The 26,379-nt window shown below is 60.3% G+C and carries 22 protein-coding genes and 1 pseudogene; 19 read left to right on the forward strand and 4 right to left on the reverse strand.

Translation table 11 applies throughout. The annotated features are described in order from the left end of the window. Positions 1 to 104: 104 nt before the first annotated feature. Entirely contained in the window at positions 105 to 395 is a 291-nt protein-coding gene (locus ONB52_06135) for a hypothetical protein (GenBank protein ID MDZ7415725.1), read from the reverse strand. 105 nt (positions 396 to 500) lie between these two features. On the opposite strand from ONB52_06135, the pseudogene ONB52_06140 reads away from it, so the two are divergent. After that, positions 501 to 719: pseudogene (locus tag ONB52_06140) on the forward strand (SUMF1/EgtB/PvdO family nonheme iron enzyme). Between the two features lie 201 nt (positions 720 to 920). Beyond that, positions 921 to 1,412 (forward strand): hypothetical protein, encoded by a 492-nt coding sequence (locus ONB52_06145; GenBank protein MDZ7415726.1) that lies wholly within the window; start codon positions 921 to 923, stop codon positions 1,410 to 1,412. An 804-nt stretch (positions 1,413 to 2,216) separates the two neighbouring features. Here the strand turns inward: ONB52_06145 and ONB52_06150 are convergent. Beyond that, positions 2,217 to 4,253 carry a thiamine pyrophosphate-dependent enzyme gene (locus ONB52_06150; GenBank protein MDZ7415727.1) on the reverse strand — a complete coding sequence of 679 codons (2,037 nt, stop codon included), beginning with the start codon at positions 4,251 to 4,253 and terminating at the stop codon, positions 2,217 to 2,219. A 1,114-nt stretch (positions 4,254 to 5,367) separates the two neighbouring features. On the opposite strand from ONB52_06150, the gene ONB52_06155 reads away from it, so the two are divergent. The 16 genes from ONB52_06155 (at position 5,368) to ONB52_06230 (ending at position 24,767) form a co-directional block, all read left to right on the forward strand. Next, positions 5,368 to 5,838 (forward strand): hypothetical protein, encoded by a 471-nt coding sequence (locus ONB52_06155; protein MDZ7415728.1) that lies wholly within the window; start codon positions 5,368 to 5,370, stop codon positions 5,836 to 5,838. An 18-nt stretch (positions 5,839 to 5,856) separates the two neighbouring features. Beyond that, positions 5,857 to 6,804, forward strand: coding sequence for a 16S rRNA (cytosine(1402)-N(4))-methyltransferase RsmH (gene rsmH, locus ONB52_06160; protein ID MDZ7415729.1), 948 nt, complete (start codon positions 5,857 to 5,859; stop codon positions 6,802 to 6,804). Positions 6,805 to 6,806: 2 nt separating this feature from the next. Next, the gene (gene ftsL / locus ONB52_06165; GenBank protein ID MDZ7415730.1) at positions 6,807 to 7,196 is read left to right on the forward strand and encodes a cell division protein FtsL; all 390 of its coding nucleotides are present in this window, start codon (positions 6,807 to 6,809) and stop codon (positions 7,194 to 7,196) included. 2 nt (positions 7,197 to 7,198) lie between these two features. Continuing rightward, the gene (locus tag ONB52_06170) at positions 7,199 to 9,397 is read left to right on the forward strand and encodes a penicillin-binding transpeptidase domain-containing protein (protein ID MDZ7415731.1); all 2,199 of its coding nucleotides are present in this window, start codon (positions 7,199 to 7,201) and stop codon (positions 9,395 to 9,397) included. Between the two features lie 74 nt (positions 9,398 to 9,471). After that, positions 9,472 to 10,857, forward strand: coding sequence for a UDP-N-acetylmuramoyl-tripeptide--D-alanyl-D-alanine ligase (locus tag ONB52_06175; GenBank protein MDZ7415732.1), 1,386 nt, complete (start codon positions 9,472 to 9,474; stop codon positions 10,855 to 10,857). 55 nt (positions 10,858 to 10,912) lie between these two features. Beyond that, complete coding sequence (mraY, locus tag ONB52_06180) at positions 10,913 to 12,025, forward strand: phospho-N-acetylmuramoyl-pentapeptide-transferase (protein MDZ7415733.1); 1,113 nt, start codon at positions 10,913 to 10,915, stop codon at positions 12,023 to 12,025. Beyond that, complete coding sequence (gene ftsW / locus ONB52_06185) at positions 12,025 to 13,200, forward strand: putative lipid II flippase FtsW (protein MDZ7415734.1); 1,176 nt, start codon at positions 12,025 to 12,027, stop codon at positions 13,198 to 13,200. Before mraY ends, ftsW begins: the two co-directional genes overlap by 1 nt. Further along, a complete protein-coding gene (gene murG / locus ONB52_06190; protein ID MDZ7415735.1) occupies positions 13,193 to 14,323 on the forward strand; it encodes an undecaprenyldiphospho-muramoylpentapeptide beta-N-acetylglucosaminyltransferase in 1,131 nt (376 codons plus the stop codon). Before ftsW ends, murG begins: the two co-directional genes overlap by 8 nt. Positions 14,324 to 14,434: 111 nt before the next feature. Beyond that, positions 14,435 to 15,163: an FtsQ-type POTRA domain-containing protein gene (locus ONB52_06195; protein ID MDZ7415736.1), complete on the forward strand. Its 729-nt coding sequence runs from the start codon at positions 14,435 to 14,437 to the stop codon at positions 15,161 to 15,163. A gap of 75 nt (positions 15,164 to 15,238) precedes the next feature. Next, on the forward strand, positions 15,239 to 16,483 hold the full coding sequence (gene ftsA / locus ONB52_06200; protein MDZ7415737.1) for a cell division protein FtsA: 1,245 nt from the start codon (positions 15,239 to 15,241) through the stop codon (positions 16,481 to 16,483). A 101-nt stretch (positions 16,484 to 16,584) separates the two neighbouring features. Next, positions 16,585 to 17,769, forward strand: a complete 1,185-nt coding sequence (gene ftsZ / locus ONB52_06205) for a cell division protein FtsZ (GenBank protein ID MDZ7415738.1) — start codon at positions 16,585 to 16,587, stop codon at positions 17,767 to 17,769. Positions 17,770 to 18,095: 326 nt separating this feature from the next. After that, entirely contained in the window at positions 18,096 to 19,085 is a 990-nt protein-coding gene (gene mgrA, locus ONB52_06210; GenBank protein MDZ7415739.1) for an L-glyceraldehyde 3-phosphate reductase, read from the forward strand. A 257-nt stretch (positions 19,086 to 19,342) separates the two neighbouring features. Beyond that, on the forward strand, positions 19,343 to 21,832 hold the full coding sequence (locus ONB52_06215; protein MDZ7415740.1) for a glycoside hydrolase family 2 protein: 2,490 nt from the start codon (positions 19,343 to 19,345) through the stop codon (positions 21,830 to 21,832). 281 nt (positions 21,833 to 22,113) lie between these two features. Continuing rightward, positions 22,114 to 23,106, forward strand: a complete 993-nt coding sequence (locus ONB52_06220) for a class I mannose-6-phosphate isomerase (protein ID MDZ7415741.1) — start codon at positions 22,114 to 22,116, stop codon at positions 23,104 to 23,106. Positions 23,107 to 23,256: 150 nt separating this feature from the next. Next, positions 23,257 to 23,670 carry a hypothetical protein gene (locus ONB52_06225; protein MDZ7415742.1) on the forward strand — a complete coding sequence of 138 codons (414 nt, stop codon included), beginning with the start codon at positions 23,257 to 23,259 and terminating at the stop codon, positions 23,668 to 23,670. 128 nt (positions 23,671 to 23,798) lie between these two features. After that, positions 23,799 to 24,767, forward strand: coding sequence for an acetylxylan esterase (locus tag ONB52_06230; protein ID MDZ7415743.1), 969 nt, complete (start codon positions 23,799 to 23,801; stop codon positions 24,765 to 24,767). Between the two features lie 151 nt (positions 24,768 to 24,918). On the opposite strand, the gene ONB52_06235 is transcribed toward ONB52_06230, so the two are convergent. After that, on the reverse strand, positions 24,919 to 25,605 hold the full coding sequence (locus ONB52_06235) for a hypothetical protein (GenBank protein ID MDZ7415744.1): 687 nt from the start codon (positions 25,603 to 25,605) through the stop codon (positions 24,919 to 24,921). After that, the gene (locus ONB52_06240) at positions 25,548 to 25,982 is read right to left on the reverse strand and encodes a hypothetical protein (GenBank protein ID MDZ7415745.1); all 435 of its coding nucleotides are present in this window, start codon (positions 25,980 to 25,982) and stop codon (positions 25,548 to 25,550) included. The genes ONB52_06235 and ONB52_06240 overlap by 58 nt, the downstream gene beginning before the upstream one ends. 203 nt (positions 25,983 to 26,185) lie before the next feature. Here ONB52_06240 and ONB52_06245 point away from each other — a divergent pair. Further along, positions 26,186 to 26,379: hypothetical protein (locus tag ONB52_06245; protein ID MDZ7415746.1), on the forward strand; the 194-nt coding region annotated here is incomplete at its 3' end.

Genomic DNA, 26,379 nt, shown 5'->3' on the forward strand with positions numbered 1-26,379 from the left:
CGCTTGCAGCGCCCGGGCAGTAATTCAAGGGCGCCGCAAAATGGCCCATCCCGAAAACATTCTCACGCTCACCTATGATTTCTTGTTGTATTTGATCCCCCCAATTATCCAAGTTCCCGCGCGATCAAAAATTCCTGCTGGCCGATCGCATGCAGAACCTCATTAGACGGACGGAACACGGCGTGACCTTTTTGGGGTTTCGCGTCTTTCCGGAATTCCGGCTGCTGCGCCGGGAAAACGTCATGCGCGCCAAACGGCGTTTGCGCAAACTGCAGACTGAGTATGCCCGCGGCGAGTCTTCGTGGGATGAGATCACCCGTGCCGTGCACGGCTGGCTGGGACATGCCGGCTTTGGCGATACGTACCGCTTGCGGCAAAGAATGTTTGATGAACACCCTTTTCGACGTTCGCAGTCGCTCCTTCAGAAGCCGGGGCGCCAACGCCGTGCGGGCGCCTGAAGGCGCGACTGCCAAACTCGCGTCGGGGCAGGCTCATCGCAGCGGGTTTTGCGCGGCGGGTCGTGGAACAACAATCCACAGAACGTGCGCTGCGCCAATCGCAACAGAAACAATCCCACGAATCGCAACAACAATGTGGGTTTTCGCTGCGCCCAAGACGCTGCAATCGGATGCCGGAATTTGGCTGACCACGGCCAGCCGAAGTGTGCATGTCACCGTCCAGAGTCTGCTCCGGTCCGGCCCAGCGGGACGAACAAATAAACCATTCAGGGGCGGGAAGTAGCACGTCGAACCTCGCCCCTGATCTTTTGATACCGCGTGCTGCTTTGCGCCGCTAGCCTGCGGGTGGCTTGCTGGTGGGTGCAGAACCACCAATGTGGTTCATCGCCTTTCCCCGCCAGGCCGCCCGACAGAAAGTCTGCCTGAACGACTCTGCAGAGAAAGGGGATTCCAGTGTCTGCCTTGATGACTCTGTTGACCGCTTTGTCACTCTTGGGGCTGGCTGCGCTCTCAGTTTTCTATTTCCTCAAGAGCCGGCGCCTCAAACCATTTCTGCTGCAAATCGTCGTGCTGGCGCTTTGTTTTGCCGCTCTGCATGCCCTGTTTGATTTTCCCGCCCGCGCACCCGCAGCCCGCGGCGCGGAGGACGTTTATTTCGTGATCGTCCTTTATCTCTGCATGCTGCTGGGCATGGCAGCGAACTATGCGCACAACCGTTTTCTTTTACCCAAAGAACAGCGGCCGAAATTTGATCCTGGCCTGTTTTTCGCGCCGATCTTCGCCTCTCCGATCGTCTTTATTCCGCTGCTGGCAGCCCTGCAAAATGTGGGGGTTGATCTGGCCCGCCTCACAGTGCCGAAAATGATGGTCTTTTTCGTCGCCTTTGAAAACGGCTTCTTTTGGAAGGAATATTTCGATCATCGCCGGCAGGAGAAACAAGCAGGGGAAAAATGAGGATCATCCGAATTTTGCGTACATTTTGCGACAACAAGATGAAAAGAATCGCAAAATCAGTTCCGTGCCTTCTCTGCTGAGAGCCACTAGCCCCAACGTGATAGCGAACGGCCCAACCCCGCCAGGGGCGAAATGTTTAGAGTAATTGTCAACACCTCCAACTTCAAACTCCTTTGGGAGTGACATGTAACGGCGTTTGCCTTCAATTCAAGATGAGATCAATGAGGAGGCACGATACACATGTCACCCCGCTGGGGTTTCATTTCGGCGAACGGCACTTGGCTATAAACCTCTCACTCCTATCGGAGTTCATCAGATGCCAAGAACAGTCATGCGGCCATGCACGCTTGAGTCGGATGATCTAAAAATGAGCGCGATGAGCAAAATCTTGCGCCGGGCGGGGTATCTGCCTGCCGCCTGGTTGTTGTTTACCATGCCAGCGGCCGCACAACCGCAGATCCGATCCACAAAATTGAGTGACGGCGAGGCAAGGGGCAGGTGGCAAGGGGCAAGACTTGTTTCTGGGGATTGCGTTTCGTAGAGCGGGGCGATGTTTTGTCGGTTGAACGAGCGCTGTGCAGCTTCAAATGAGCTTCCTGATTCTGGCCAATCTGCGCCAGAAACCGATAAGTATTGAGTGCCCCCAATTTACTGTTCAAAATGAGAATGGCTTGGCGCCGTAATTGCTCGGGGCTGCAGTCTCTCTCAGTAGCCATCCTGTTTATCCCGAAACAAAAACGGGCGGCCCGGCAAGGCCGCCCGTCGTGTTTTCATCCCAACCATCTCTGCCCGCGCAAGCGGCGCTCAGTACTTCAACACCTCCAGCGCGGTTTGATAAATGTCGTCCTCGCTGATCAAAATGGCGGCTTCGAGAATGCGGCTGAAGCCGATGGGCGTGTCCTTGGTGCACACCCGGCGCGGCGGGGCATCGAGAAATTTGAAGCATGTTTCTGAAATTTCTGCCAGCACCTCGCCGCCGTAGCCGCCGGTCTTGTGATCTTCGCTCGCCACGATCACGCGGTTGGTTTTCTGCAGTGAGGCGCGAATGGTTTCCAGATCATAAGGCACCAGCGTGCGCAGATCAATGACCTCAGCCTCATAACCCTCCTCGGCGAGTTTTTCCGCGGCTTTCAGCGACCAGTGCACGGCATTGCCGTAGCTCACGATGGTCAGGTCCCTGCCGGTCCGGCGAATGCGCGCGCGGCCAAAAGGCACGAAATGATTCGGCCCGGTTTTGGGCGCCTGCGCCATGGGATGGTTGTAGAGATATTTCGGCTCGAACATGATGGTCACCCCGCGCGAGCGCATCGCGGTGCGCAGCAGCCCCGCGGCATCATCCGCGAATGCCGGCATGATGATGCGAAAGCCGGGGAAGTTGGCGAAGACGCCTTCCGCGCTTTGCGAGTGATAAAGCCCGCCGCCGATGTAGCCGCCGCACGACAGTCGCACGATGATGTTGGGCAGGAACTTGCCGTTGGTGCGCCAGTATTCGTGGCTGAGCTCGACCATCTGCTCCATCGCCGGCCAGACATAATCGGTGAACTGCGCGGCTTCAATCACCACCCACATGTCCTCGCGGAAACGGCTCATGCCGTTGGCCGTGCCGACAATGAAATCCTCGGCGATGGGGGCATTGAACACCCGGCCTTTACCGAACGCCTGCTGCATGCCGTTGGTGACGTTGAACACGCCGCCCTTGTCTTTCGACGCCACGTCCTGGCCCCAGAGAAAGGTGTGGGGATTGCGCTGAAATTCCTCGTGCAGCGTGCGGTTGATGGCTTCCCGCATCTTCTCCTTTTCGCCTTCCGCGGGCGTGGGCGTTTCTTCGACCTGATAAACCGGCGCGACCGCGAAATCATAGATCGATTTGGGATCGGGCAGAGGGGCGGCTTCGGCGCGCGCCGCGGCTTCGTTCACCAGCCGTTTGTTTTCCTCCTCGATGGCGCGCAGCTCGTCTTCACTGAGCAGCCCTTGCGCGAGAAGGTAGGAGCGAAAACGCGGCAACGGGTCCTGTGCCATCACCTCGTTGAGTTCCTGTTCCGAGCGGTAGGACTCGTGCTTGTCGCTGTTGGAGTGCGGCCCGATGCGGATGCACTGGGCATGCACCAGCGCCGGTCCCCTGCCGGAGCGCACGTAGTCCATGGCTTCATCCATCGCCACACGGCTGGCGATCGGGTCGGTGCCGTCGCAGCGGATAATGTGGAGATATTTCAAGCCGATGAAATTGTCCGCCACGATTTCGTTGGCGGTTTGCTCATGCACCGGCACGCTGATGCCGTATTTGTTGTTTTGAATGACGAAGATCACCGGCAATTGTTCGCGGCTGGCGCCGTTGAGGGCCTCGAAGACATAGCCTTCGGAGGCCGAAGCTTCGCCGAAGCTGCAAAAAATGAAGGCATCGGATTTGTAGTATTTGACGGCGCGCGCCAGACCCACGGCATGCAGGGCATGATTCGACACGCAGCTCGAGGTGTTTTGAATGCCGATTTCCGGCTTGGAAAAGTGATTGGACATGTGGCGGCCGCCGGCGGCCACGTCGTCACGCCGGCTCAAGCCGTTCAGCATGATCTCATCGATGGTCAAGCCGGCCGCCAGGCAGGTCAGTTGATCGCGATAGTAGGGAAAGAGGTAGTCTTTCTTCGGACGGAACGACAGTCCGAGCGCCAACTGAATCGGTTCATGGCCCGAGCAGGTCGCGAGATAACTCCAGCCCTTGCCCTGCTTGAAGAGAATCCAGGCCCGCTCGTCGATGAGACGCCCGGTGTGCATCAGACGGTACCATACGCGCGCCGTCTCGGCATCGATGGTGGGCTGCTCCGACGTGCGGGAATAAGCGTGCATGACAGCCACAGGAACCTCCATTTATGACAGGTTGAGGGATTAGCGAAACGCACCACCGGCGGGCAGAATTCGGCCGGCGTTTTTCCTCGTCTCACGTCCGGCCGTGATTGGCAGTCATCATGGTGAACGTGAGTGAGTGCTGAACGCTGTTCAGGCCGGTGGTTTTGTAAAAAATTCATCCAATGTAAAAAATAATTGTCAGAATGCAAATCCTTTTGCCGCGAATTTTCGGGCAAATTCCAGCGGTGCCTGCCTTGCAATGGCATATTTTGGTTGGGGCGGTGATCCTCTGCCTGTCTGGAATCTCTCGTTCATATTTTTACACAAGTTTCAGGTTGTTTCTTGAGTTGTCGTGCCAAGCTCGCGCTTTGCGCTTGGAAACCCACAAGAAAATCCCCTCGCTTGCCGAGGGCATCACGTTTCTTCTCCCACGAAAATGAATTCCCACGAAAGGATTTTTGTAGTAGACCCTTCAGGGCCGGTGCATGAAGGCACCACTACGAAAGCTCATTTTCATTTTGATTGGTGCCGCGCGCGGTAGGGCAAATTACCCTGAAAACATCATGCTGGTCGCAGAGATTTTGGCGACGCCACTTTGTCCAGCTTGCCACTGAATAAAAATCAGCGCGACGCTGCGTCGATCAGCGTCCAGAGAATTGGTTCCGGGTCGCTTGCCGCATTACGATTTGCCCACACAAATCGACATAGAACCCGAAATTTTTTCGCTGGAAATCTGCTTCGCGGGCGGAATGTTGGGTTTGATTCTGGCAGTGCCATTTCCAAGAAAAGGAATTCTCACGGAATTTTTTCGCGGGCATTCTGCTTTCGTGGCCGATTGTTTTGTTTGATCCCGGCAGCGTTACTCTCACCGCGAGTGAGACGGTCGAGCCATACAGCTCGGTGTTTTGGACTCTCGTTTTGGCTGATGAATTTGTGATTACGACCTGGCGAAAAGTGGCGTCAATAGGGTATTTAATTGTCTTTTTGTTCACATATCAAATTGTTTTCGGCATTTTACTGTAATTTCTAAAAAAAACCTTGACTTTCATGAGATGTTGTTTTATCATTGGGCACAAGTGGATAGAAGTAGGGAAAAGTGGAAAAAAATGGTTAAATGGGGTTTGAGGCCGTGGTGGAACTCTCCGAAATCATTCCAAAGTTTTACGGCCGCTTCAAACAGAGCCTCGATGATAAAGGCCGGGCCGCCATCCCGGCCAAGATTCGGGAGATCATCGAACTTCGGGATATGAAGACGCTCATGTTGCGGCTGATGGAAACGCCGAATACATGTTTTATCCGCGCCTACCCCGCCTCTTATTTCCGCGAGAAAATCTTGCCGATGGCCTCCAATTACGACGAAGAGAGTGAAGTCGGCATTTTCAAGATGCAATCCATTCTGTCAACCTGCCATCAGGTTCGGCTGGACAATCAGGGTCGCGTCAACATTCCGACGGAGTTGCTGCAGTCAGCAAAGATCACGAAGGAGATTCGCTACGTCGGGATGGGCGATTTTTTCGATATGTGGGACGCCGCGCACTACGACGAATTTTTGGCGGCAGGACGCGCCGGCAATCTCAAAGGATGAAGTGAGCAGCAGCGACGCGTGCAGACGCCAAGGTTAGATCAAGGCGGGTTTCATGTGCCGGTGTTGGTGCGTGAAGTGACCGCCCACCTGCTCGCCGGGCCAACCGGCATCATCGTCGATGCCACATTGGGCGATGGCGGCCACAGTCTGGCCTTGCTCGAATCCGGACCACCACGGCTGCAGCTTATTGGCATAGATGTCGATCCCCAAGCCCTCGCCACCGCCCGCCAGCGGCTGGCGAAATTCGCAGAACGTTGTTCTTTGCTCAGCGGCAACTTCCGGCAGATTGCCGGCCTCCTGACAGCGCAAGGGGTGAGGTCGGTCGCGGGCGTGCTCGCCGATCTGGGCGTGAGCTCGCGTCAAATCGATTTGCCGGAACGCGGCTTCAGTTATCTCGATGAGGGTCCGCTCGATCTGCGCCTGGATCCCTCCCTCCCCCAAACTGCAGCGGAGCTCTTGGCGGCTCTGGAACAAGACGAACTGGTGCGTCTCCTGCGGGACTATGGCGAAGAGAGGCAAGCCCGGGCCATCGCGCGAGCCATCGTGCAACAGCGGCGACGGCAGACGATCCGGACGACGACCGATCTTCGCTCGATTATCACCGGCGTGGTGCGCGGCCCTCATCGGATTAAAACGATGGCGCGCGTCTTTCAGGCGCTGCGCATCGCGGTGAATGATGAATTGCAGGCGTTGCACGAATTTCTACCGCAGGCCTTCGCTTGTCTGGCAGCCGGCGGCCGCCTGGCTGTCATCAGCTATCATTCCCTCGAAGACCGCATCGTCAAAGATTTTTTTCGCGAGCAGGCGCGCAGTTGTACCTGCCCACCGGAGCTGCCGGTGTGCGTGTGTGGCCGGCAGAGCCGGGCGGTGGTGCTGACGTCCCGGCCGATCACCCCGACACCCGCGGAAATCGCGGCGAATCGCCGCAGTCGCAGCGCCAAATTGCGAGTGCTTCAGAAACGATGACCATGGCCAGCCCCAAAACTCTTCGTCACGCGCCGGTTCGCCGGTCAAACTGGCGGCGGGCGGGAACAACCGCGACCCTGCGCCCGGCCCCTTCGGCACACCGTGGCCCAAGCGACCGCAGTGCCGGCCGGACGTGGGCGGCGTTGCTTGCGCCGTTCTTGCTGTTGTTGGTCATGGGCTTGTTGTTGATCTGGTTGCGCGTGGCGGTTGGCGATCTGGCCGCAGCCGTGGCGCGTGCCGAGGCGCAAAAGCGCGAGCTGCAGGAGGAGAACACCCGCCTGTTGGTGCGTGCGGAGCAACTGGCGGGATATGGTCGCATCGCCAAAATTGCACGGGAGCATTTGCACATGACCAGGGTTGCCAGCAAACTGATTGTCGTCACCCAGGAATGAGGATGTCCGCGACGACAGGTTCCCGCCTCGTGCCGCGGCTGCGGCAGCCGCCCAAGTCGAAAGTCGCGGGGCTGTGCAACCGCGTCGTTTTTGTGGAAGGTTTTTTTTTGTTCTTTGCCATTTGTGTCGTGCTGCGGCTGCTTTATGTCGAAGTCTGGCAAAGCGGCAAATATCGCGACCTGGCCAAGGCACAGCATTACATCACCATTCCCCTGGAGGCACAACGCGGCATCATCTACGACCGCAACCAAAACCCGCTGGCGCTCAATGATGCCTGCCTCTCGGTGGGGGTCGATCTTCGTCAGGTGAAAGACCGCCGCAGTCTGGCCAACAAGCTGGCGCCGCTGCTGCATGAGCCGGCCGCAAAATTGCTGGCCCGCATGCACACCGAGCTGCCGTTTGTCTGGCTGAAACGGCGTGTCGACGCCGAGCTGGCCCAGAAGATTCAGGCAAGCAAAATTCCCGGCCTGCGTCTCGAAAAGGACGCCCGGCGCCGCTATCCGCACAAGGAAATTGCCGCGCATCTCATCGGCTTCACGGATGTCGACGGCCGCGGCCTTGCCGGCATCGAACTGGCGTGCGATTCCTTGTTGCGCGGACAGGATGGTCGCCGCGTGTTGCAGCGGGATGCCATTGGCAACGCCCTGCCGGATCTCGCCATGCCCGACGTGCAGCCGTTGCACGGCCGGCATGTGTATCTGACCATCGACTACATCCTGCAGACGATTGCCACCGAAGAGTTGCGCGCCGCCCTCGATTACTTTGCCGCCAGCAGTGGCACGGTGACCATCACCGATCCGCATACCGGCGAAATTCTCGCGCTGGCCTGTGAGCCCGGTTTCGATCTCAACAACCCAGGGGCATACTCACCGGCAACGCGGCGCAACCGTGCGGTCACCGATCAGGTCGAGCCGGGTTCGACCTTCAAGCTGGTGACCCTGGCCACCATCCTGCAGGAGAAGATCCGGCAGCCCAATGACATCATCTTCTGTGAGAATGGGGCCTACAAGTTTGCCGGCAAGGTCATCACCGATCACGGGGAGCGTTACGGCAATCTCACGGTGGCACAGGTGCTGACGCATTCCAGCAACATCGGCACCACCAAGCTGGCGCGGCTGGCAGGCAGGGAGAAGATTTACCGCTATGCGCGCGACTTCGGCTTCGGCATGCCGACGCGCACCGGCCTGGAGGGCGAGAGCGGCGGCACCCTCAAACCGCCGAGTGAGTGGTCGGGCTACACGATCGCGGCGATGGCGATGGGCTATGAGGTTTCGGTCACCGCGGTGCAGATGGCCATGGCCTACGGGGCGGTGGCCAACGGCGGTTTGCTGTTGCGGCCCAAAGTGATTGCCGCGATCACCGACAGCAGGGGCAGAGTCATCCGCAACGAACAGCCGGAAGTGGTGCGGCGCGTCCTGAGCCGGGAGGTGGCCACCACCCTGACCCGCATGCTGGAGGGCGTGGTGCAGCACGGCACCGGCAAGCATGCCGCGATCGCGGGCGTTCGCATCGCCGGCAAGACCGGCACCGCCCGCCGCACTTTGGAAAACGGCCGCGGTTACTCCAGCGACAATTACCTCTCATCGTTCGTGGGGTTCTTTCCGGCGGAGCAGCCGCGCTATTTGATCCTGGTGATGATCGAGAATCCGCGCCGCGATCACTGGGGCGCGATGGTGGCGGCGCCCACTTTTCGCCGCATCGCCGAGCGCATGCTCGGTTTGGAAACCGCCGCCGTCACTTCCTCGAAAGGCAGCCGTGAGCACAGGGAAAATTTCAGTGAGATGATCATGGATCCCCGCAAAATCGTCGTACCGGATCTGACCAGCCGCCATCGCAGTGTGGTGGAGGAAATCCTGAAAAACCTCGAACTCGAGCCGATCTGGGACGGCGAAGGCGATTTCATTCTCAACCAGTTGCCGCCACCCGGCGCAGTGGTGTTTCGCAACTCGCCGGTGACTTTGCAGCTTTTTCAAACCGAACCGTCACGCCGCCAGCCGCAGACCATGCCCGCCCTGGTGGGACTCTCGCTGCGCCAGGCACTGCGCCTGCTCTCCCTCGCCAACGTGGAGGCACGCGTGGTGGGCAGCGGCAGGGTGGTGCAGCAATATCCGCCGGCCGGCACGCCCATCACCTCCGGCGTGCGCTGCGAACTGCGCTGCCGCTCGGAGGTGTCGGCGGCCCGCGAGACCATGGTGCATTGAATGCGCCATTGACAGGCCTGGGCACGGCCCGCACCAGGATGACGCGGTGTTGACTATTCGAATCGGGTGATGCGATGCCAATTCTTTTCACGCTGGGTGAGGTTTTGCAGGCCTTTGAAGAGGCCGCAACCTATGTGGGCGAGGCGAGCCGGCTTGCGACCCGGCCCGCCGCCCTCTCCACCGATTCCCGCACCTGTGGCGTGAACGAACTGTTCTTTGCCCTGCAGGGCGACAAATTTGACGGCCATGATTTTTTACCGGAAGTTTTCCAGCGCCAGGCCCTGGCGGCGGTGGTGGCCAAAACCTGGCATCGCCGCCATCCGCGCCGCAAAGGCAATTTCATCGTCGTCGACGATCCGCTGCTCGCCCTGCAGCGCCTGGGCCGGAACATTCGCCGGCGCTGGGGCCGGCCGGTGATCGCGCTCACCGGCAGCAACGGCAAAACCACCACCAAGGAGTTGCTGGCGGCGCTGCTGTCCCGCAGGCATCTGGTGCACAAAACCAGCGGCAATCTCAACAATCACATCGGCGTGCCGCTCACACTGTCTCAGCTCACGCATGCCCATGAGCTGGCGGTGATCGAAATGGGTGCGAATCACTTCCATGAAATCGCCCGGCTGTGCGAGCTCGCCGCGCCCAACTACGGCTTGATCACCAACATCGGCCGCGCGCATGTGGAATTCTTCGGTGATCTCGCCGGCGTGGCGCGCGCCAAGACCGAGCTCTTTGCTTACTTGCAAAAGCGGGACGGCATCGCCTTCCTGAATGCCGACGAGGCGCGCCTGGTGACGGTGCATCCCTCCGGCTTGAAGACCGTCACCTTCGGCCTGCACCAGCCGGCGCAGGTGCACGGCACCATCAAAGCCGTTGATCGCGAAGGCCATGTCACGCTCACTTGGCGCGGCCTGGACATCCGCCTGCCCGTTCCGGGCGTGCACAATGCCAGCAATGCCCTCGCCGCGATTGCCGTGGCGGATTTCTTCGGCCTGGATTCCGCCACCATCAAGGCCGGCATCGAAAGCTTCACCGGTGTCGCCAGGCGCATGCAGATTTTGCAAATCGCCGGCATGATCGTCATCAATGACGCCTACAATGCCAATCCCGAGTCCATGAAGGCGGCGCTGGAATTTCTCGCACAGTATCCCAGACCCGAGCACGGCCGCCGGGTGGCGATTTTGGGTGACATGCTGGAAATGGGTGCCAGCGCCGAGGCGGTGCATCGCGAGCTGGGCGAGTTCATCGCCACGCTTCCCATCCAGGCGGTGTTCGCCTATGGTCCCCAGATGCGGCACCTGGTGCATGCCATCGGCCAGCATTGCTGGGCGCTGCATTTTGAAGACAAGAACGATTTGATGTATGAAGTGAGCCGGTCGGTGCGCGCGGGGGATATTCTCCTGCTCAAGGGCAGCCGGGGCATGGCGATGGAACAAGTTTTGGAAAAGCTGCCGGCGCCGGCGTGACGCACCAACACCTGCAGGTGGGTTGCGGGCGAGGGGTACAACCAAGGGAACCGTCATGTTCTACTATCTGCTCTATCCGTTGAGCAAACATGTTTCCGGTTTCAATCTGTTCCAATACATCTCGGTGCGGGCGGCGTTTGCCGCAATCACCGCACTGTTGATCAGTTTTCTGGTGGGGCCGCGCTTGATTCATGCGCTGCGGGTGCGGCTGATCGGCCAGGAAGTGCGCAAGGACGGCCCGCAGACCCATTTGAAAAAACAGGGCACGCCCACCATGGGCGGCTTCATCATCCTGGCGGCGGTGCTGCTGCCCACGTTGTTGTGGGCGCGCGCCACCATCTATGTCGGCCTGGTCGTGCTCGCCACCGTGTGGATGGGCATCGTCGGCTTCATTGACGACTATTTAAAAGTCGTGAAGAAGCTGCCCAAAGGGCTTTACGGCCGCTACAAGATCGTGGGACAGGTGTCGCTGGGATTCGTGCTCGGCACGATCATCTACTTCGCGCCGCAATTCGACGGCATTGCCACGCTCACCACCGTGCCGTTTTTCAAAAATTTCGAATTCGACCTGGGCCTGAACCTGGCGTATCCCCTGAGTTTCATCCCCTACGTGCTGGTGGTGATCTTCATCATTACCGCCACCAGTAATTCGGTGAATCTCACCGACGGTCTCGACGGTCTGGCCGCCGGCCTGGTGGCGATCTCCGCCGCGGCCTGGGCGCTGATCAGCTATGTTTCCGGCCGCACGGATTTCAGCGATTATCTCAACATTCTGTTTCTGCCGGGTGCCGGTGAACTCACGGTCTTCTGTGCGGCGTTGTTCGGCGCGACGCTGGGTTTCCTGTGGTACAACACCCATCCGGCGCAGGTGTTCATGGGCGACACCGGCTCGCTGGCGCTCGGCAGTGCGCTGGGTGCGCTCGCGGTGTTGGTGAAGAAGGAACTGCTGCTGCCGATCATCGGCGGCATGTTCGTGGCGGAGAGCCTCTCCGTCATTTTGCAGGTGTGGTATTTCCGGCGCACCGGCGGCAAGCGCATCTTTCGCATGGCCCCGCTGCATCATCATTTCGAGCTGAAGGGTTGGAGCGAGCCGCAGGTGGTCGTGCGCTTCTGGATCATCGGCATTCTGCTCGCGCTGCTCACGCTGGCCACTTTCAAGGTGCGCTGATGGCACGCCGTCCGATCGATGTCCTGCTGCTGGTTGCGGTGCTGCTGTTGCTGCTGCTCAGCGTCTATTTCGTGTTCACCGCCAGCTCGGCGCGGGCGGAGCGCCTGCACCAGGACAGCATGTTCTATCTCAAACGCCAGTTGATCCGCCTGCTGCTCGGCCTGCTGCTCGGTTTTCTGATGATGCGGCTCGATTACCATCACCTGCTGCGCCTGTCACCGCTGGTCTATTTGCTCGGCGTCGCGCTGCTGGTGGCACTGTTGTTTGCGCCCGAGTCCTGGACCATTCGTGGCTCGCAGCGCTGGTTCCTGATCGGCCCGCTGCAGTTTCAGCCCTCCGAGCTCGCCAAATATGGCTTGATTCTTTATCTCGCCATGAATCTCGCCAAGCCGCAGCTCGACATCCGCCAGCTCGGTGACGGGCTGATGCCGCAACTCCTGCTCGCCGGCGTGGTGGTGGTGGCCGTGGCGCTCGAACCGGATATGGGCACGGCGCTGATTATTGCGGCCACGGTGGCGGCCATGCTCTTTCTGGCCGGCGCCCGCTGGTCACATCTTTTCGCCCTGTTTTCCTCGATGGTGCTGGCAGGGCTGGCGTTCACGGCGCGTGTCGCCTATCAGCGCGGCCGCATCGAAGCTTTCGTGGAATCCCTGCTGGGCAATGCCGAACCCTCCTGGCAGGTGAAGCAATCGTTGATTGGCCTGGGCACCGGCGGCCTGCTGGGCGTGGGATTGGGCCAGAGCAAACAAAAGCTCCTGTTTCTGCCCGACCCCTACACCGATTTCATCCTGGCCATCATCGGAGAAGAGCTGGGATTGCTCGGAACACTGACGGTGGTGCTGCTGTTTTTGGTGATTCTCTGGCGCGGTTTCAGCATCGCGCGCCAGGCGCCGGATAACGCCGGCAGGCTGGTCGCCTTCGGCATCACCTGCACCCTCGGGTTGGGTGCTTTTGTGAACATGTCGGTGGTCACCAATCTGCTGCCCACCACCGGCATCCCGCTGCCGTTCGTGAGTTACGGCGGCACCGCGCTCATCATGAATTTGATCGGTGTCGGCATATTGCTCAACATCTCGACCCAGGGCAGCGGCACGAGCCGGCCGGGCCGTGGCCTGGCAAAAATTCCGTTGGCGCGTGTGCAGTGGTATCGTGACCGCAAGCAATCTGATGGCTGATTCTGAACCTTTGCGCCTGGTTTTCGCCGGCGGCGGCACCGGTGGCCATCTTTATCCCGCGCTGGCACTGGCCGAGGCCTTTGCCCGGCAGTGGCCACAGGTGCAAACGCTTTTCATCGGCTCGGCGCACGGCCTGGAGAGCCGCGTGGTGCCGCCGCTCGGCCATCGCCTGGAACTGATACCGGTGCGCGGTCTGCTGCGCAAGCTGACCTGGAGCAATCTTCTGGTGCCGGTCTATCTGCTGCAAAGCGTGCAGCGCTGCCGCAGGTTGTTTCGGCAATTTCAGCCGCATCTCGTCATTGGCACCGGCGGCTATGTCAGCGGGCCGGCCTTGCTGGCCGCCTGGCTGCGGGGAACAAAATTCGTGATTCAAGAACAGAACAATTATCCCGGCCTGGTCAACCGTCTGTTGGGCAGGCGTGCGCATGCCGTCTTTCTCAGCTTTGAAGAAAGCCGCAAATATTTTCCGCGGCAGGAGCGCGTGTATGTCGTCGGCAATCCTGTGCGCCGCCAGTTGCGCGAGCGCACACCGTCATTGCGCGCCGCCGCCGCCCGCGCCTGGCAGCTCGATGCGGCGCTTACCACCCTGCTGGTGTTTGGCGGCAGCCAGGGCGCCCGCCGGATCAATCAGGTCATGGCCGAGTTGCTGCCGCAATTGACCGGGATTGACGGGCTGCAAGTGTTGTGGGCTACCGGTCCCGCGCACTTCGAGCAACTTGCGCCGCTCGCCGCGCACACGCCACGTCTGCGTCTGGTGCCTTACATCGAGGACATGAGCCTGGCCTATGCCCTGGCGGATTTCGTGCTCTGCCGCGCCGGCGCCTCGACGATTTTCGAGCTGGCTGCCTGCGGCCTGCCGGCGGTGTTGATTCCGTTTCCGTTCGCCACCGCGGATCATCAAACTTTCAATGCCCGCGCGATGGTGCAGGCCGGCGCTGCCGTGATGATCCCGGAACGGGAGCTGCGTATGGAAACTCTGTTGCAGACGCTGCGCACGCTGGCACTGGATGCCGGCCGCCGTGCCGAGATGGCGGCGGCCGCCCGGCGGATGGCGCGGCCGCATGCAGCCGATGACATCGTTGCGCTCTGCCTGCAGTTGCTGCAGTCCGCTCCGGCCGCGTAACGTCTGCCGTTCCTCCGGATCAGGGGAGGCGGCCCGGATGACAGAAAACCGGGACATGCAGAAACAGCATGCTGCCCGCAAGTTTGTGACTGTTTCAAAGGGTGTTGCGACATGGCAGTAAAACGCTATGGCAAATCCTTCTTCTTTGCCACCACTGTCATGCTCAGCGGTCTGCATGTGCAGAACTGGGTGGCCCACGACGCCAGCTTTCACGTGCAGCAAGTGGTGGTGAAGGGCAATGTGTTGCTGAGCACGGAGACAATCATCAAAACGGCGCAGGTGCCGCAGGGCGAGCGCACTTTCCGCATCAATGTCAGTGAAATCGAAGCACGCCTGGCGACCCTGCCCTTCGTGCAGGAAGTGCAGGTCAGCCGCGTTTATCCCGCGACCGTCACGATCTGGGTGAAGGAACAAGAGCCGGTGGCGCTGCTCAACCACAAGGGTTTGTGGCCGCTCGCCGCTGATGGCGAAGTGCTGCCACAGGTGGAAGCCGGCGTCCGCCTGGATTTGCCGGTGGTCACGGGCGCGGCGCTGGATCCGGCGAGCCAGGGCAGGCGGTTGACAGCCGCCGGGGTGCAATTGTGCGACTTCATCCGCACCCTGCGCCAGCACAATCCGCTCATGTATCACGACATCTCCGAATTCCACTTGCAGCCAGAGGGCGGGTTGATTTTGTATCTCTATTCCTACGGGGTGCCGGTTTATGTGGGCCGCCAGGACTGGTTCGAACGCTGTGAGCGTCTGGACACCGTGCTGCGGCAATTGCCGGCACACGGCGGCCGGCTGGCTGCCATTGATCTGCGTTTTGAGAATCAAGTTGTGACGAGAGTTGCGGGATAAACCTGGTTACCGGCGCCAGTGGCGCGGGAACAGTCTGGCACGCCCGGCAATCAGCAACGACCACAAGGAGAGACCATGGTACTCGATTACATCTGCGCGCTGGATATTGGCACCACCAAAATTTGCGCGCTCATTGCCGAGGTGGACGAGCACGGCCAGCTCAAGATCATCGGCATGGGAACCACGCCCTCGGAGGGCCTGCGCCGCGGCGTCGTGATCAATCTCGAGCGCACGATTCAATCGATTCTGCGCGCCAAGGACGAGGCCGAACGCATGGCCGGCGTGGAGATTCAGGCGGTGTACACCGGCATTGCCGGCGATCACATCCGCAGCATCAACGGCCGCGGCGTGGTGGCGGTCACCGGTGAAGATCACGTCATCACCGTCGAAGACAAGCGCCGGGTGATCGACGCCGCCAAGGCCGTGGCCCTGCCCTTTGACCGCGAGATCATTCACATTCTGCCACAGGCCTTCATCGTCGATGACCAGCGCGGCATCGATGATCCCGTCGGCATGAGCGGCGTGCGCCTGGAGGCCGAGGTGCACATCGTCACCGGCGCGGTGACCTCCGCGCAAAACATCTGCCGGTGCATCGAGCGCGCCGGCATGGTGGTGCAGGATCTCGTGCTGGAACCGCTCGCCTCCAGCTATGCCACGCTCACCGACGATGAAAAGAACCTGGGCGTGGCCCTGCTCGACATCGGCGGCGGCACCACCGACATCGCGATGTTCTACGAAGGCTGCATCCGCCACACCGCCATCGTCGGCCTGGGCGGCAAGAACATCACCAACGATCTGGCACACGGCCTGCGCACCCCCATCGACCGTGCCGAGCTGCTCAAAATCGCGCACGGCGCGGCCATGCACCTGGACAACGAGCGTGACGAGACCATCGAGGTGTTTGGCGTCGGCGGCCGGCCGCCGCGCAAGGTCTCGCGTCAGGTGTTGATCGACATCATTCAGCCGCGCGTCGAGGAAATTCTGGAGCTCACGCTCAACGAGCTGAAAAAATCCGATTACTTCAAACTCATGACCGCGGGCGCCGTCCTGACCGGCGGCTGCGCCATGCTCCCCGGCATCATCGAACTGGCGGAGTCGATCTTTGACATGCCGGTCAAACTCGGGGTGCCCAATACCGTGAACTCGGTCACCGCTGAAGTCAACAAGCCGAATCATGCCACCGGCGTGGGGTTGATCCTGTACGGCTACCAGCACAAAGCCGAAGCCGAGGGTCTGGCCAGCCCGAATGAGACGCACTTGTTCGACAAGATTGCCGATCGCATGAAGCGGTGGTTTGGTGTCGTCAATCGTGCGGCCTGAGCTGTCCCGCAGGCTCGGTCGCAGCAGCCCGGCCGCACTCCTGCCGGGGAATGACCAACGACGGCTCCGCGAGGGGCTCCTACCAACAAGGAGAAGTCTCCATGAATCTACGATTGAATTTCGACGAGGGCAGCTTGATGGCGGCACGCATGAAAGTGGTCGGCGTTGGCGGCGCCGGTTGCAATGCCGTCAATCGTATGATTGCCGCGGGCTTGACCGGCGTTGATTTTGTCGCCATCAACACGGATGTGCAGGCGCTCGACACCTCCAAGTCCACCCACCGGATCCAAATCGGTAAAACCACCACCCGTGGTCTGGGCGCCGGTGCGGATCCCGAAATCGGCCGCAAAGCCATCGAGGAAGACCGCGAAGCGGTCGCGGAAATTCTCGAGGGCTGCGACATGGTGTTCGTCACCTGCGGCATGGGCGGCGGCACCGGCACCGGCGCCGCTCCGATCGTCGCGGAGATCGCCAAAGATCTCGGCGCGCTCACCGTTGCCATCGTCACCAAGCCGTTCGCCTTCGAGGGCAACAAACGCTGGAAACGCGCGGAAGAAGGCCTGATGGAGATGAAGCAGCGGGTGGACACCATGATCGTCATTCCCAACCAGCGCCTGCTCGCGGTGGTGCCCAAAGGCACGCCCCTGGTGGAAGCCTTTCGCCAGGCCGACGAGGTGTTGCTGCATGCCACCAAGGGCATCTCCGATTTGATCACCATTCCGGGTCTGATCAATCTCGACTTCGCCGACGTGCGCACCGTGATGAGCGAGATGGGCGATGCCCTCATGGGCGCCGGCGTTGCCAACGGCGACGAACGCGCGATTCGCGCGGCCCAGCAGGCCATTTCCAGCCCCTTGCTCGAAGACGTGTCGATTGCAGGCGCCCTCGGCGTGCTGGTCAACATCACCGGCGGCCCGGATTTGACCCTGCACGAAGTCAATGATGCCGCCAGCGTCATCTCCGAAGCTGCCGGCAGTGAGGCCAACGTCATCTTCGGCGCGGTGATCGATGACAACATGCACGATGACGTGCGTGTCACAGTTATCGCCACCGGCTTCCGCAACAACGGCCGGAGCGCGAGCACCGGCCGGCAAAACCGGCTGCCGCGTTTCATCGATACCACCGTCAGGGAACTCGACATTCCAACCTACCAGCGCCGCGAAAAAAACGGCCACAACGGCCATGCCGAGCCGATTATCCGGCCGCTGGAGGAAGAATACGTGCCGGTACCGGAACCCCCCGCTGATTATGACGTGCCGGCATTTCTGCGAAAAAAAATGGGATGATGAGGCCGGCTTCTCCGCCAGTCACCGGGACAGAAGCCTGCCAGGCAGCACCTGCACACGGTGAGCCCCGCCCTCGCAGCCCTGCACGCCACACTCTCATTGGCGGCGGTGCAGGGCTGCGCTTTTTTACTCTCGCATGAACGAATTCTTGTCCCTTCGAAATTGCAGCCTTTTCTGGGAAAGGTCGCAGCAACGGCGGGGCCGCGGCATTGCGAATCTCAGCGTCTCACCGTGCTCGAAATTTTGGAAGTCTCGGTTCCGCCGGGGATGGAACTTTTGTTGACAAACACGAATGAGTGGTTCCTACGCAAAAACGGTAAATCATCATGCCCGCACAACCGAATCCCCATCGCTATCAAGAAATGACCTATCGCCGCTGCGGCCGCAGCGGCCTGAAGCTGCCCGCGATTTCTCTCGGCCTGTGGCACAACGCCGGCGATGTCGATCCGCTGGAAAACACCCGTGCGCTGGTGCGGCTGGCATTTGACCACGGCATCACGCATTTCGACCTGGCCAACAACTACGGCCCGCCGCCGGGTTCCGCCGAGCGCAACTTCGGCAGAATTCTCAAAGAAGATCTCGCCGCCCATCGCGACGAGATGATCATTTCCACCAAGGCCGGCTACCTCATGTGGCCGGGCCCCTATGGCGAGTGGGGCTCGCGCAAGCATCTGCTGGCAAGCCTCGATCAGAGCCTCCAGCGCATGGGCCTGGAGTACGTCGATATTTTCTACAGCCACCGCCCGGATCCCGAAACCCCACTGGAAGAAACCATGATGGCACTGGCTCACGCCGTGCGCCAGGGCAAGGCACTGTACGTCGGCATCTCCAACTACAACACCGAGCAAACCCGCCGCGCGATCGAAATGCTGCGCGCCCTCGGCACCCCGTGTTTGATTCACCAGCCGGTGTACAACATGTTCAATCGCTGGGTGGAGGAAAGCCTGCTCGCACTGCTGGCGGAGCAGGGCGTCGGCTGCATTCCCTTTTCGCCGCTGGCCCAGGGTCTGCTCAGCTCGCGCTATTTGTCCGGCATTCCTGCGGATTCCCGCGCCGCCAGACCCACGGGCTTTTTGCGCAAGGAGCAAGTCACTGCCGAAAAAATCGAAAAAGCGAAAAAGCTGAATGAACTGGCGCAGCAACGCGGCCAGACGCTGGCGCAAATGGCGCTGGCGTGGATTCTGCGCCAACCGGCGGTGACCGCGGTGCTCATCGGCGCCAGCCGGCCGGAACAGTTGCAGGAGAATCTCCTCGCCCTGCAAAATCTCAACTTCTCCACCACAGAATTGCAGGCGATCGATGCGATCCTGGCGTGAGCCCTTGCTGTTTGTCCAAAATCACAGCCTTTGGGCAAAGTACTCCTGCCCAGGCCGGGCCGGCGCAGGCGGGACCCCGGCGTTTCTGCCGGGCTGCCAACTTCGGCCCGGCCGGGGCGGGAACATTACCGGCCAGACGCCTGCCATCACTGGAGCCCCACATGCGATTGGCAAGACGACGGCGCGTTGCCGTGCCGGCAGCGCTGGTTTTGACAATGCTTTTTTCCGCGTGCGAGCAACCGGGGGGATTCCGCGCCATGCAACTCGATCAAGGCTGGCAGTTCCGGCAGGCTGGTGCGGAGAAATGGCACCCCGCGCAGGTGCCGGGTGAGGTGCACACCGATCTGCTGCGCCAGGGTTTGATTGCAGACCCGTTCTATCGTGATAACGAGGGCAAATTGCAGTGGATCGGCAAAACCGACTGGGAATATCAGACTCGCTTCACGCTTCCCACCAGCCTGTGGCAGCACGAAAACCTCGATCTGGTGTTCCCGGGATTGGACACCTACGCCGACGTCTTTGTGAATGACTCACGGCTTCTGTGTGCGGACAACATGTTCCGCGAGTGGCGTGTGCCCTGCAAATCCCGCCTGCGCCCCGGCGAAAACACGCTGCGCGTGTATTTCCGCTCGCCCATCACCACCGTACTGCCGCGCATGGCACGCCTGCCCTATCAACGACCCGCCTCCAACGATCAGGGCGAGAAGACCAGCCCCTACACCCGCAAGGCGCCCTATCATTTTGGCTGGGATTGGGGCCCGCGCTTTGTCACCTGTGGAATCTGGCAGCCCGTGCGGCTGGAGGCCTGGGATGGCGCCCGCCTGGTTGATTGGCATATCATCCAAAATCAACTCACCGAAAAGAGTGCACGGCTCACCGCGGCGTTCGAGATTCATGCCACGCGGCCGCAACAGGTCGAGATCAGAATTGCCTCGGCAGAGAACGCTTTTGCGCCGCAGACCATCCGTTGCGAGCTGACCCCCGGCGTGCAAACGCACCGTCTGGACTTCACCATTGCGAACCCGCGGCTGTGGTGGCCCAACGGCATGGGTGAGCAACCGTTGTACACGGTTCACGCACAGTTGCGGGCAGGCGGCAAACGCCTCGGCGAGGTGGTCCGCCGCATCGGCCTGCGCACGGTGGAGTTGTGGCAGCAGCCCGATGCCTGGGGCCGCAGTTTCGAATTCGTCGTCAATGGTGTGCCGGTTTTTGCCAAGGGCGGCAACTGGATTCCCGCCGACAATTTCCTGAATCGCGTCGATGCGGCGCGCTATGCGCATTTGCTGCACTCTGTGAAAGAGGCCAACATGAACATGCTGCGGGTGTGGGGCGGCGGCATCTACGAAAACGAAAAATTTTATGAGCTGTGCGATGAACTGGGCCTGATGGTGTGGCAGGATTTCATGTTTGCCTGTTCGATGTATCCGGCACAACCGGCGGACCTGGCCAACCTCGAGCAGGAAGCGATTCATCAGGTGAAGCGGCTGCGCAATCATCCCAGCCTCGTGTTGTGGTGCGGCAACAACGAAGTCGAAGTCGCCTGGAAGGGCTGGGGCTGGCAGCAACAATATCCCGACTCGCTGTGGCAGGATTATCTGAAAATTTTCCATGACGTGTTGCCCAAAGTGTGCGCCACCCATGACCCCACGCGGCCCTACTGGCCCAGTTCGCCGACCTCCTACAACCAGGAAGACTGGCCCGGCTCGCCCAATTCTGGTGACATGCATTATTGGGGCGTGTGGCACGGCGCCGCGCCCTTCACCGCCTATTTGCAGCAAACCCCGCGCTTCATGAGCGAATACGGCTTCCAATCCTTCCCGCAGTTCGCGACGGTCAGGCAATTCGCGCTCCCGGAGGATTACGATCTGGCTTCACCGGTGATGCTGACCCACCAAAAACACAGCCGCGGCAATGAACTGATCCGCACCTACATGCTGCGCGAGTTTCCCGAACCCAAAGATTTTGCGGCTTTTTTGTACCTCAGTCAGATCGTGCAGGCCGATGGCCTCAAGCTCGGCACGGAACATCTGCGCCGGCTGCGCCCGCGTTGCATGGGCGCGCTGTACTGGCAGATCAACGATTGCTGGCCGGTGGCTTCGTGGTCCTCGATCGATTATTACGGCCGGTGGAAGGCACTGCATTACTTCGCCCGCCGCTTCTTCAGTCCGATTCTCGTCAGCCCGCACCTTGACAGCACAAAAGTCGACGTATATCTCGTTTCGGACGAGCGCGCGCCGATGGCGGCAACGCTGCATCTCAGCCTGATCGAATTCAACGGCCGGGTTTTGCGGCAGGAGGAAAAGCCGGTGTGGGTGAGAGCCTCGAGCAGCGCGAACTACTTCACCTGTGACAAACGGGAATGGCTGCCGGCCGGGGAGGAAAACCGCGCCTTCCTGCTTGCCGAGCTGCGCGCCGCCAACGGGGAAGTCCTGTCATCGAACACGCTGCTTTTCAAGCCGGTGAAGGACCTGCGGCTGCCCTCGCCGCAAATCCGCACGCAGGTGACTGCGGCCGCGAACGGCTTTCAAATCACGCTGGCCGCGGATCAATTTGCCAGCCATGTCTTCCTCACCACGGATGCGTGTGAGGGATTTTTCACCGACAACTATTTTCATCTCGTGCCGGGGCGGCCGGTGACCGTCGCGTTTCAAACCAAGGAAAGCATCACACCGGCCGATTTCGAGCGCAGCCTGCAGGTGAGCTCGCTGACTGACGCCTTTGCTGCGCCGCTCGCCCGCCCGGAATGAGCTGTGCCCTCTCTTGTTTTTGATGCTGGAACTCTGCCGCCAAGCGCCGCAGTGGCTCAAATGTCCGCAACTGCCACGAAAGCGAAATCCCACGGAAATGGTTTTGGGCTGTTTTCGTGGGAGCTTTATTTTGTGGGAGAAAAACTCAAGTCGGGCGCCGCGCTCACCCGATGACCCGTCTCGCCAAAAATCCTCTCTGAAATAAAAAACCCATTTGCTATCTTGCCGGTGGCAAAGTCTCTTCCATTTTGTGATTTTCATTTCTTTGAGGACGGCAACTGATGGCGAACTCCCTGTATCCTCTGACTTTTGCTCCCGTGTTGAAACAGTATCTTTGGGGTGGCCGGAATCTCGAACGGCTGGGACGCACCCTGCCGCCGCACGGCGTGGTGGCCGAAAGCTGGGAAATCTCCGGCCATCCCAACGGCGTGACGGCTGTTGACAACGGGCCGTTCGCCGGCCGTTTACTCACCGAGCTGCATGCCGAGCTGGGCGTGGATTTGATTGGCCGCAACTGTGCCTGGGCGCAGGCGCGACACAAATTCCCCCTGCTCATCAAATTGCTGGATGCCAAGCTGCCGCTCTCGGTGCAGGTGCATCCCGACGACGATTTCGCGCGCACGCATGAAGGCAACGAGCTGGGCAAAACCGAGATGTGGGTCGTGCTGCAGGCGGTGCCGAATGCCGAGTTGATTCTCGGCGTCAAAGCCGGTACCACGCCCGCGGCTTTTCGCCAGGCCGCGGTAGAGGGGCGGTTGGAGCCGTTCCTGCACCGGCTGCCGGTCAAGGCGGGCGATCATGTCTGCGTGCCCGCCGGTTCGCTGCATGCCATCATGGGCGGCTTGTTGATTGCTGAAATTCAGCAGAATTCCGACACCACCTATCGCGTGTATGATTGGAACCGTGTCGGCGACGACGGCCGGCCGCGGCCGCTGCATCTCGACAAGGCGATGGCCGTGATCAACTTTGCCCAAGTCGAGCCGCGCCTGCAGCCCGCCGAGCGAATTGCCGGGCACAACGGCGTGCAGCGCTGGCGGTTGTGCGCGAATCGATACTTCGTGACCGAGCGCGTGGAAATGCCCGCGGGCGCGACTTTCACCGGCGCCTGCACCGGCGAGAGTTTGGAAATTTGGGGTGTGATTGCCGGCACGGCCCGCATCAATCACGTGACGCTCACCGCCGTGCGCTTCGCCTTGTTGCCCGCGATGCTGGGCGAGTTTGCCGTCACCACTGCGGGCGGCGCCACTTTGCTGCGCATTTATGTGGGAGCATGAAAAATGCCACGCGTATTCTCTTCCCGGCGTTGTTTTGCGCCGTGCCCGCGACGCTGTCCCGCCAGAAAAATTTCCATGCTTCATGCTTTGCCGTTTGGCAGATCGCTTCTGATCAGATCGTTCTGTGCAATCCTTTCCGGAGGCTGAGCCATGTCCTTCAGTATCAGACGCGTTGACTACTTTTATGCGACGGTCAAAGATCAGCCGGGCGAGGCTTACAAACTGCTCTCCCAACTCGCGGCTTTGGGTGTCAATTTGCTCGCCTTTTCCGCGATTCCCACCGGCCCGATGCGCACCCAACTCACGCTGTTTCCCGAGCACACGCCGCACCTGCTGGAGGCGGCGCGCAAAGCCGGCTTCAGCCTGGATGGCCCGCATCGCGCCCTGCTGGTGCAGGGGGACGATAAACTGGGCGCGCTCGCCGAAGTGCATGAAAAGCTCTATGAAGCCAATGTCAACATCTATGCCTCCAGCGGTGTTTCCGATGGCCGGGGCAGCTATGGCTACGTCATTTACGTCAGACCGGAAGAGTACGAAGCCGCGGCCAAAGCTCTGGGGCTGTGAGGCAGCGAGTTCGGGTGTTTTGCCCAAAGCGAAAGCGCCGCAACCTTCGTGGTCGATCAACTCACGCGCCGCTGACTGGCTGCGCACGGTGAGGGTGGAGAGTCTATTCCCTGCGGTGGGAGTTTCTCATGTTGTTCGATTTGCCTCTCGATCAGCTTCAATCCTATCGGCCGGAGCGCAGCGAGCCGCCGGACTTTGAAGCCTTCTGGCAGGAGACACTGCTGCAAGCGCAGCGCTTTCCGCTGCACGCCACGTTCGAGCCGGTCGACTCCGGCTTGCGTTTGGTTGAAACCTACGATGTCACGTTCAACGGATTTGGCGGGCAGCCGATCAAGGGCTGGCTGATCTTGCCGCGCGAACGCAGCGCGGCTTTGCCGTGCGTGGTCGAGTACATCGGCTACGGTGGCGGCCGCGGCATGCCGCTGGATTGGCTGTTGTGGAGTAATGCCGGTTATGCGCATTTCATCATGGACACGCGCGGCCAGGGCAGCGTCTGGCGCAAAGGCGATACGCCTGATCTCGAACCAGCAGGCTCAAATCCCCACCATCCCGGCTTCATGACGCGCGGTATACTCGCTCCGCACAACTACTACTATCGCCGCCTCTTCACCGATGCCGTGCGGGCGGTCGAAGCGGCAGCCTCGCATCCCGCGATTGACGGATCACGTCTGGCAGTTACCGGTGGCAGCCAGGGCGGCGGCATCGCGCTGGCGGTGGCGGGACTGGTACCGAGCCTGGCCGCGGTGATGCCGGATGTTCCTTTTCTCTGCCACGTTCGCCGCGCCACCGAAATCGTGGATACTTTTCCCTATCAGGAAATCGCCAAGTTCTGCCAGGTGCATCGCGACCACAGCGAAACGGTGTTTCGGACATTGTCTTATTTCGATGGCCTCAATTTCGCGGTACGGGCAGCCAGCCCGGCGCTTTTTTCGGTGGGATTGATGGATGAGATTTGCCCGCCTTCCACGGTGTTTGCCGCCTACAATCACTATGCGGGCGCGAAGCAGATCAAGATTTGGCCTTACAACCATCACGAAGGCGGGGAAAGTTTTCAAGCGTTGGAGAAACTGCGCTTTCTTGCCGCGCGGTGGCGCTGAGGAACGGTTCGGCCGGCGGAGTTGTTCGTCAACAGCATTGACCACTTCTCGGTGTTTTTGCCCTTCCCAACCTCGATGACGAGGAATGAAGCCCGGTTCGCCGCGGTCGTGAAAAACCGGCCAGCGTCTGCGCTGGGCAGACGTCGCCGCCTCAAGCAACTTCGAAAAGCTCATCGAGCATGGCGAGATAATTTTCCGGCGGCACATAGCTGGGAATGGAATTCCCCGAGCCGAGCGCATAGCGGCCGCGGCGGCCACAGGTTTCAATTAGAAAGCGGGCATGCCGGCGCACTTCCTGCGGCGAGTCGCCGGCCAGCCGGTTGACATCCATGCCGCCCAACACCGCGATGCGATCGCCGTAGCGCGCCTGAAAATCCTGCACCGGAATGATCAAATCCTCGAACGAATGCTTGCCATCGATGCCCACCTCTTCAATCAAGTCGGACATGATTTTTTCGAGCTGGCCGCAGGAATGTAGAAAGTAAGGCAGTCCCCGGGCATGCGCCATGGCCGCAAAGCGTTTGTGCCAGGGCAGAATCAGTTCCCGCAGCGTTTGCGGCGAAACCAGTGTGGCCGTGCGAAACCCCATGTCATCGCCGGGAAAGATTGCAATCAAGCGCTCGAGGCCGAGTACCTGTTCATAGAATCCCACCATCAACTGGCCGAGGCGGTCGGCAATCGCCTTGACCAAATCCGGCGCTTCATAGAGCGCGTGACAAAGCCCTTCCAGCGACATGATCCAGGACAAGTGTTCGAACACGCCGCCGCCATGCGAGACGATCATGCCCATGCCTTCCGGCAGATGCGCATTGAGGTATTCGAAGGGAAAAAAATCCATCTCCGCCACGGTGGGCCAGGGATAGCGCTCGAAATCTTCCCAGGTTCGAATCGCGCCCTGGTGTTCATCCGGCCAGGCTCGGGAATGTACATTTGGTGCGTCGGCAGCGGCAGGTTGCGTTCAATGCGGATGAAGTCATAGCCCAGGCGGTGCCAAAATACGATCAAATTATCCAAATACGCTTGTTGCGCCGCTCGCTCGGCCGCTTCCGGCACCCAGGTCCGGCCGAGCAGCTCCGTCACGATCGGCCGCATCACGACGTCATCGATGATGTACTCCACCAGCGGAGGCCGCGATTGCTGCGCGCGCCCCATCAGCACTGCAATACATTTTTTCGCATCCGGCTGGGGATGACCCAAGGGCAGATGTTTCAGCATGGAAATTCGCTCCACAATTTGATCGCTCGTTGCGCGACCCGTCTTGCAACCGCAACAACATTCGGTATGGCACAAAATAGAAATTCCTGCCAGAGCGGCAACTGTTTCCGTGGAAAGCGGGAGGCGGTGTTCTCGCACGGCAGAAGATGAGGGCGGCGTGGATCAGCCGTGCTTGCCCGCAGCCGTGGGGCGGGAGGAATTCCATGTGGCCAGAAAAACAGGCCGGGGCGATGGTCAAATCCACCCCGGCCTTGGCTGTGTGGGATGAAGGGTATCCACCCGGTGAACCCATCTTGAAGCTTGCCACAGTAAGAGATATTTTTGAACTTTTTTCAGCGCGCACTTTTGTGGCGACCAGCCGGAAATGGCAACCGAATGGCAATTCAGATAACGGCCC

Source organism: candidate division KSB1 bacterium (genome assembly GCA_034506255.1).
GTDB classification, from domain to species: domain Bacteria; phylum Zhuqueibacterota; class Zhuqueibacteria; order Zhuqueibacterales; family Zhuqueibacteraceae; genus Coneutiohabitans; species Coneutiohabitans thermophilus.

Excerpts from the sequence above, each read along its gene's own strand:
- ONB52_06150 (MDZ7415727.1), bottom strand. The coding sequence starts at position 4,253 with ATGCACGCTTATTCCCGCACGTCGGAGCAGCCCACCATCGATGCCGAG.
- ONB52_06155 (MDZ7415728.1), top strand. The coding sequence starts at position 5,368 with ATGGGGTTTGAGGCCGTGGTGGAACTCTCCGAAATCATTCCAAAGTTT.
- ftsL (MDZ7415730.1), top strand. The coding sequence starts at position 6,807 with ATGGCCAGCCCCAAAACTCTTCGTCACGCGCCGGTTCGCCGGTCAAAC.
- ONB52_06170 (MDZ7415731.1), top strand. The coding sequence starts at position 7,199 with ATGTCCGCGACGACAGGTTCCCGCCTCGTGCCGCGGCTGCGGCAGCCG.
- ONB52_06175 (MDZ7415732.1), top strand. The coding sequence starts at position 9,472 with ATGCCAATTCTTTTCACGCTGGGTGAGGTTTTGCAGGCCTTTGAAGAG.
- mraY (MDZ7415733.1), top strand. The coding sequence starts at position 10,913 with ATGTTCTACTATCTGCTCTATCCGTTGAGCAAACATGTTTCCGGTTTC.
- ftsW (MDZ7415734.1), top strand. The coding sequence starts at position 12,025 with ATGGCACGCCGTCCGATCGATGTCCTGCTGCTGGTTGCGGTGCTGCTG.
- murG (MDZ7415735.1), top strand. The coding sequence starts at position 13,193 with ATGGCTGATTCTGAACCTTTGCGCCTGGTTTTCGCCGGCGGCGGCACC.
- ONB52_06195 (MDZ7415736.1), top strand. The coding sequence starts at position 14,435 with ATGGCAGTAAAACGCTATGGCAAATCCTTCTTCTTTGCCACCACTGTC.
- ftsA (MDZ7415737.1), top strand. The coding sequence starts at position 15,239 with ATGGTACTCGATTACATCTGCGCGCTGGATATTGGCACCACCAAAATT.
- ftsZ (MDZ7415738.1), top strand. The coding sequence starts at position 16,585 with ATGAATCTACGATTGAATTTCGACGAGGGCAGCTTGATGGCGGCACGC.
- mgrA (MDZ7415739.1), top strand. The coding sequence starts at position 18,096 with ATGCCCGCACAACCGAATCCCCATCGCTATCAAGAAATGACCTATCGC.
- ONB52_06215 (MDZ7415740.1), top strand. The coding sequence starts at position 19,343 with ATGCAACTCGATCAAGGCTGGCAGTTCCGGCAGGCTGGTGCGGAGAAA.
- ONB52_06220 (MDZ7415741.1), top strand. The coding sequence starts at position 22,114 with ATGGCGAACTCCCTGTATCCTCTGACTTTTGCTCCCGTGTTGAAACAG.
- ONB52_06225 (MDZ7415742.1), top strand. The coding sequence starts at position 23,257 with ATGTCCTTCAGTATCAGACGCGTTGACTACTTTTATGCGACGGTCAAA.
- ONB52_06230 (MDZ7415743.1), top strand. The coding sequence starts at position 23,799 with ATGTTGTTCGATTTGCCTCTCGATCAGCTTCAATCCTATCGGCCGGAG.
- ONB52_06235 (MDZ7415744.1), bottom strand. The coding sequence starts at position 25,605 with ATGGATTTTTTTCCCTTCGAATACCTCAATGCGCATCTGCCGGAAGGC.
- ONB52_06240 (MDZ7415745.1), bottom strand. The coding sequence starts at position 25,982 with ATGCTGAAACATCTGCCCTTGGGTCATCCCCAGCCGGATGCGAAAAAA.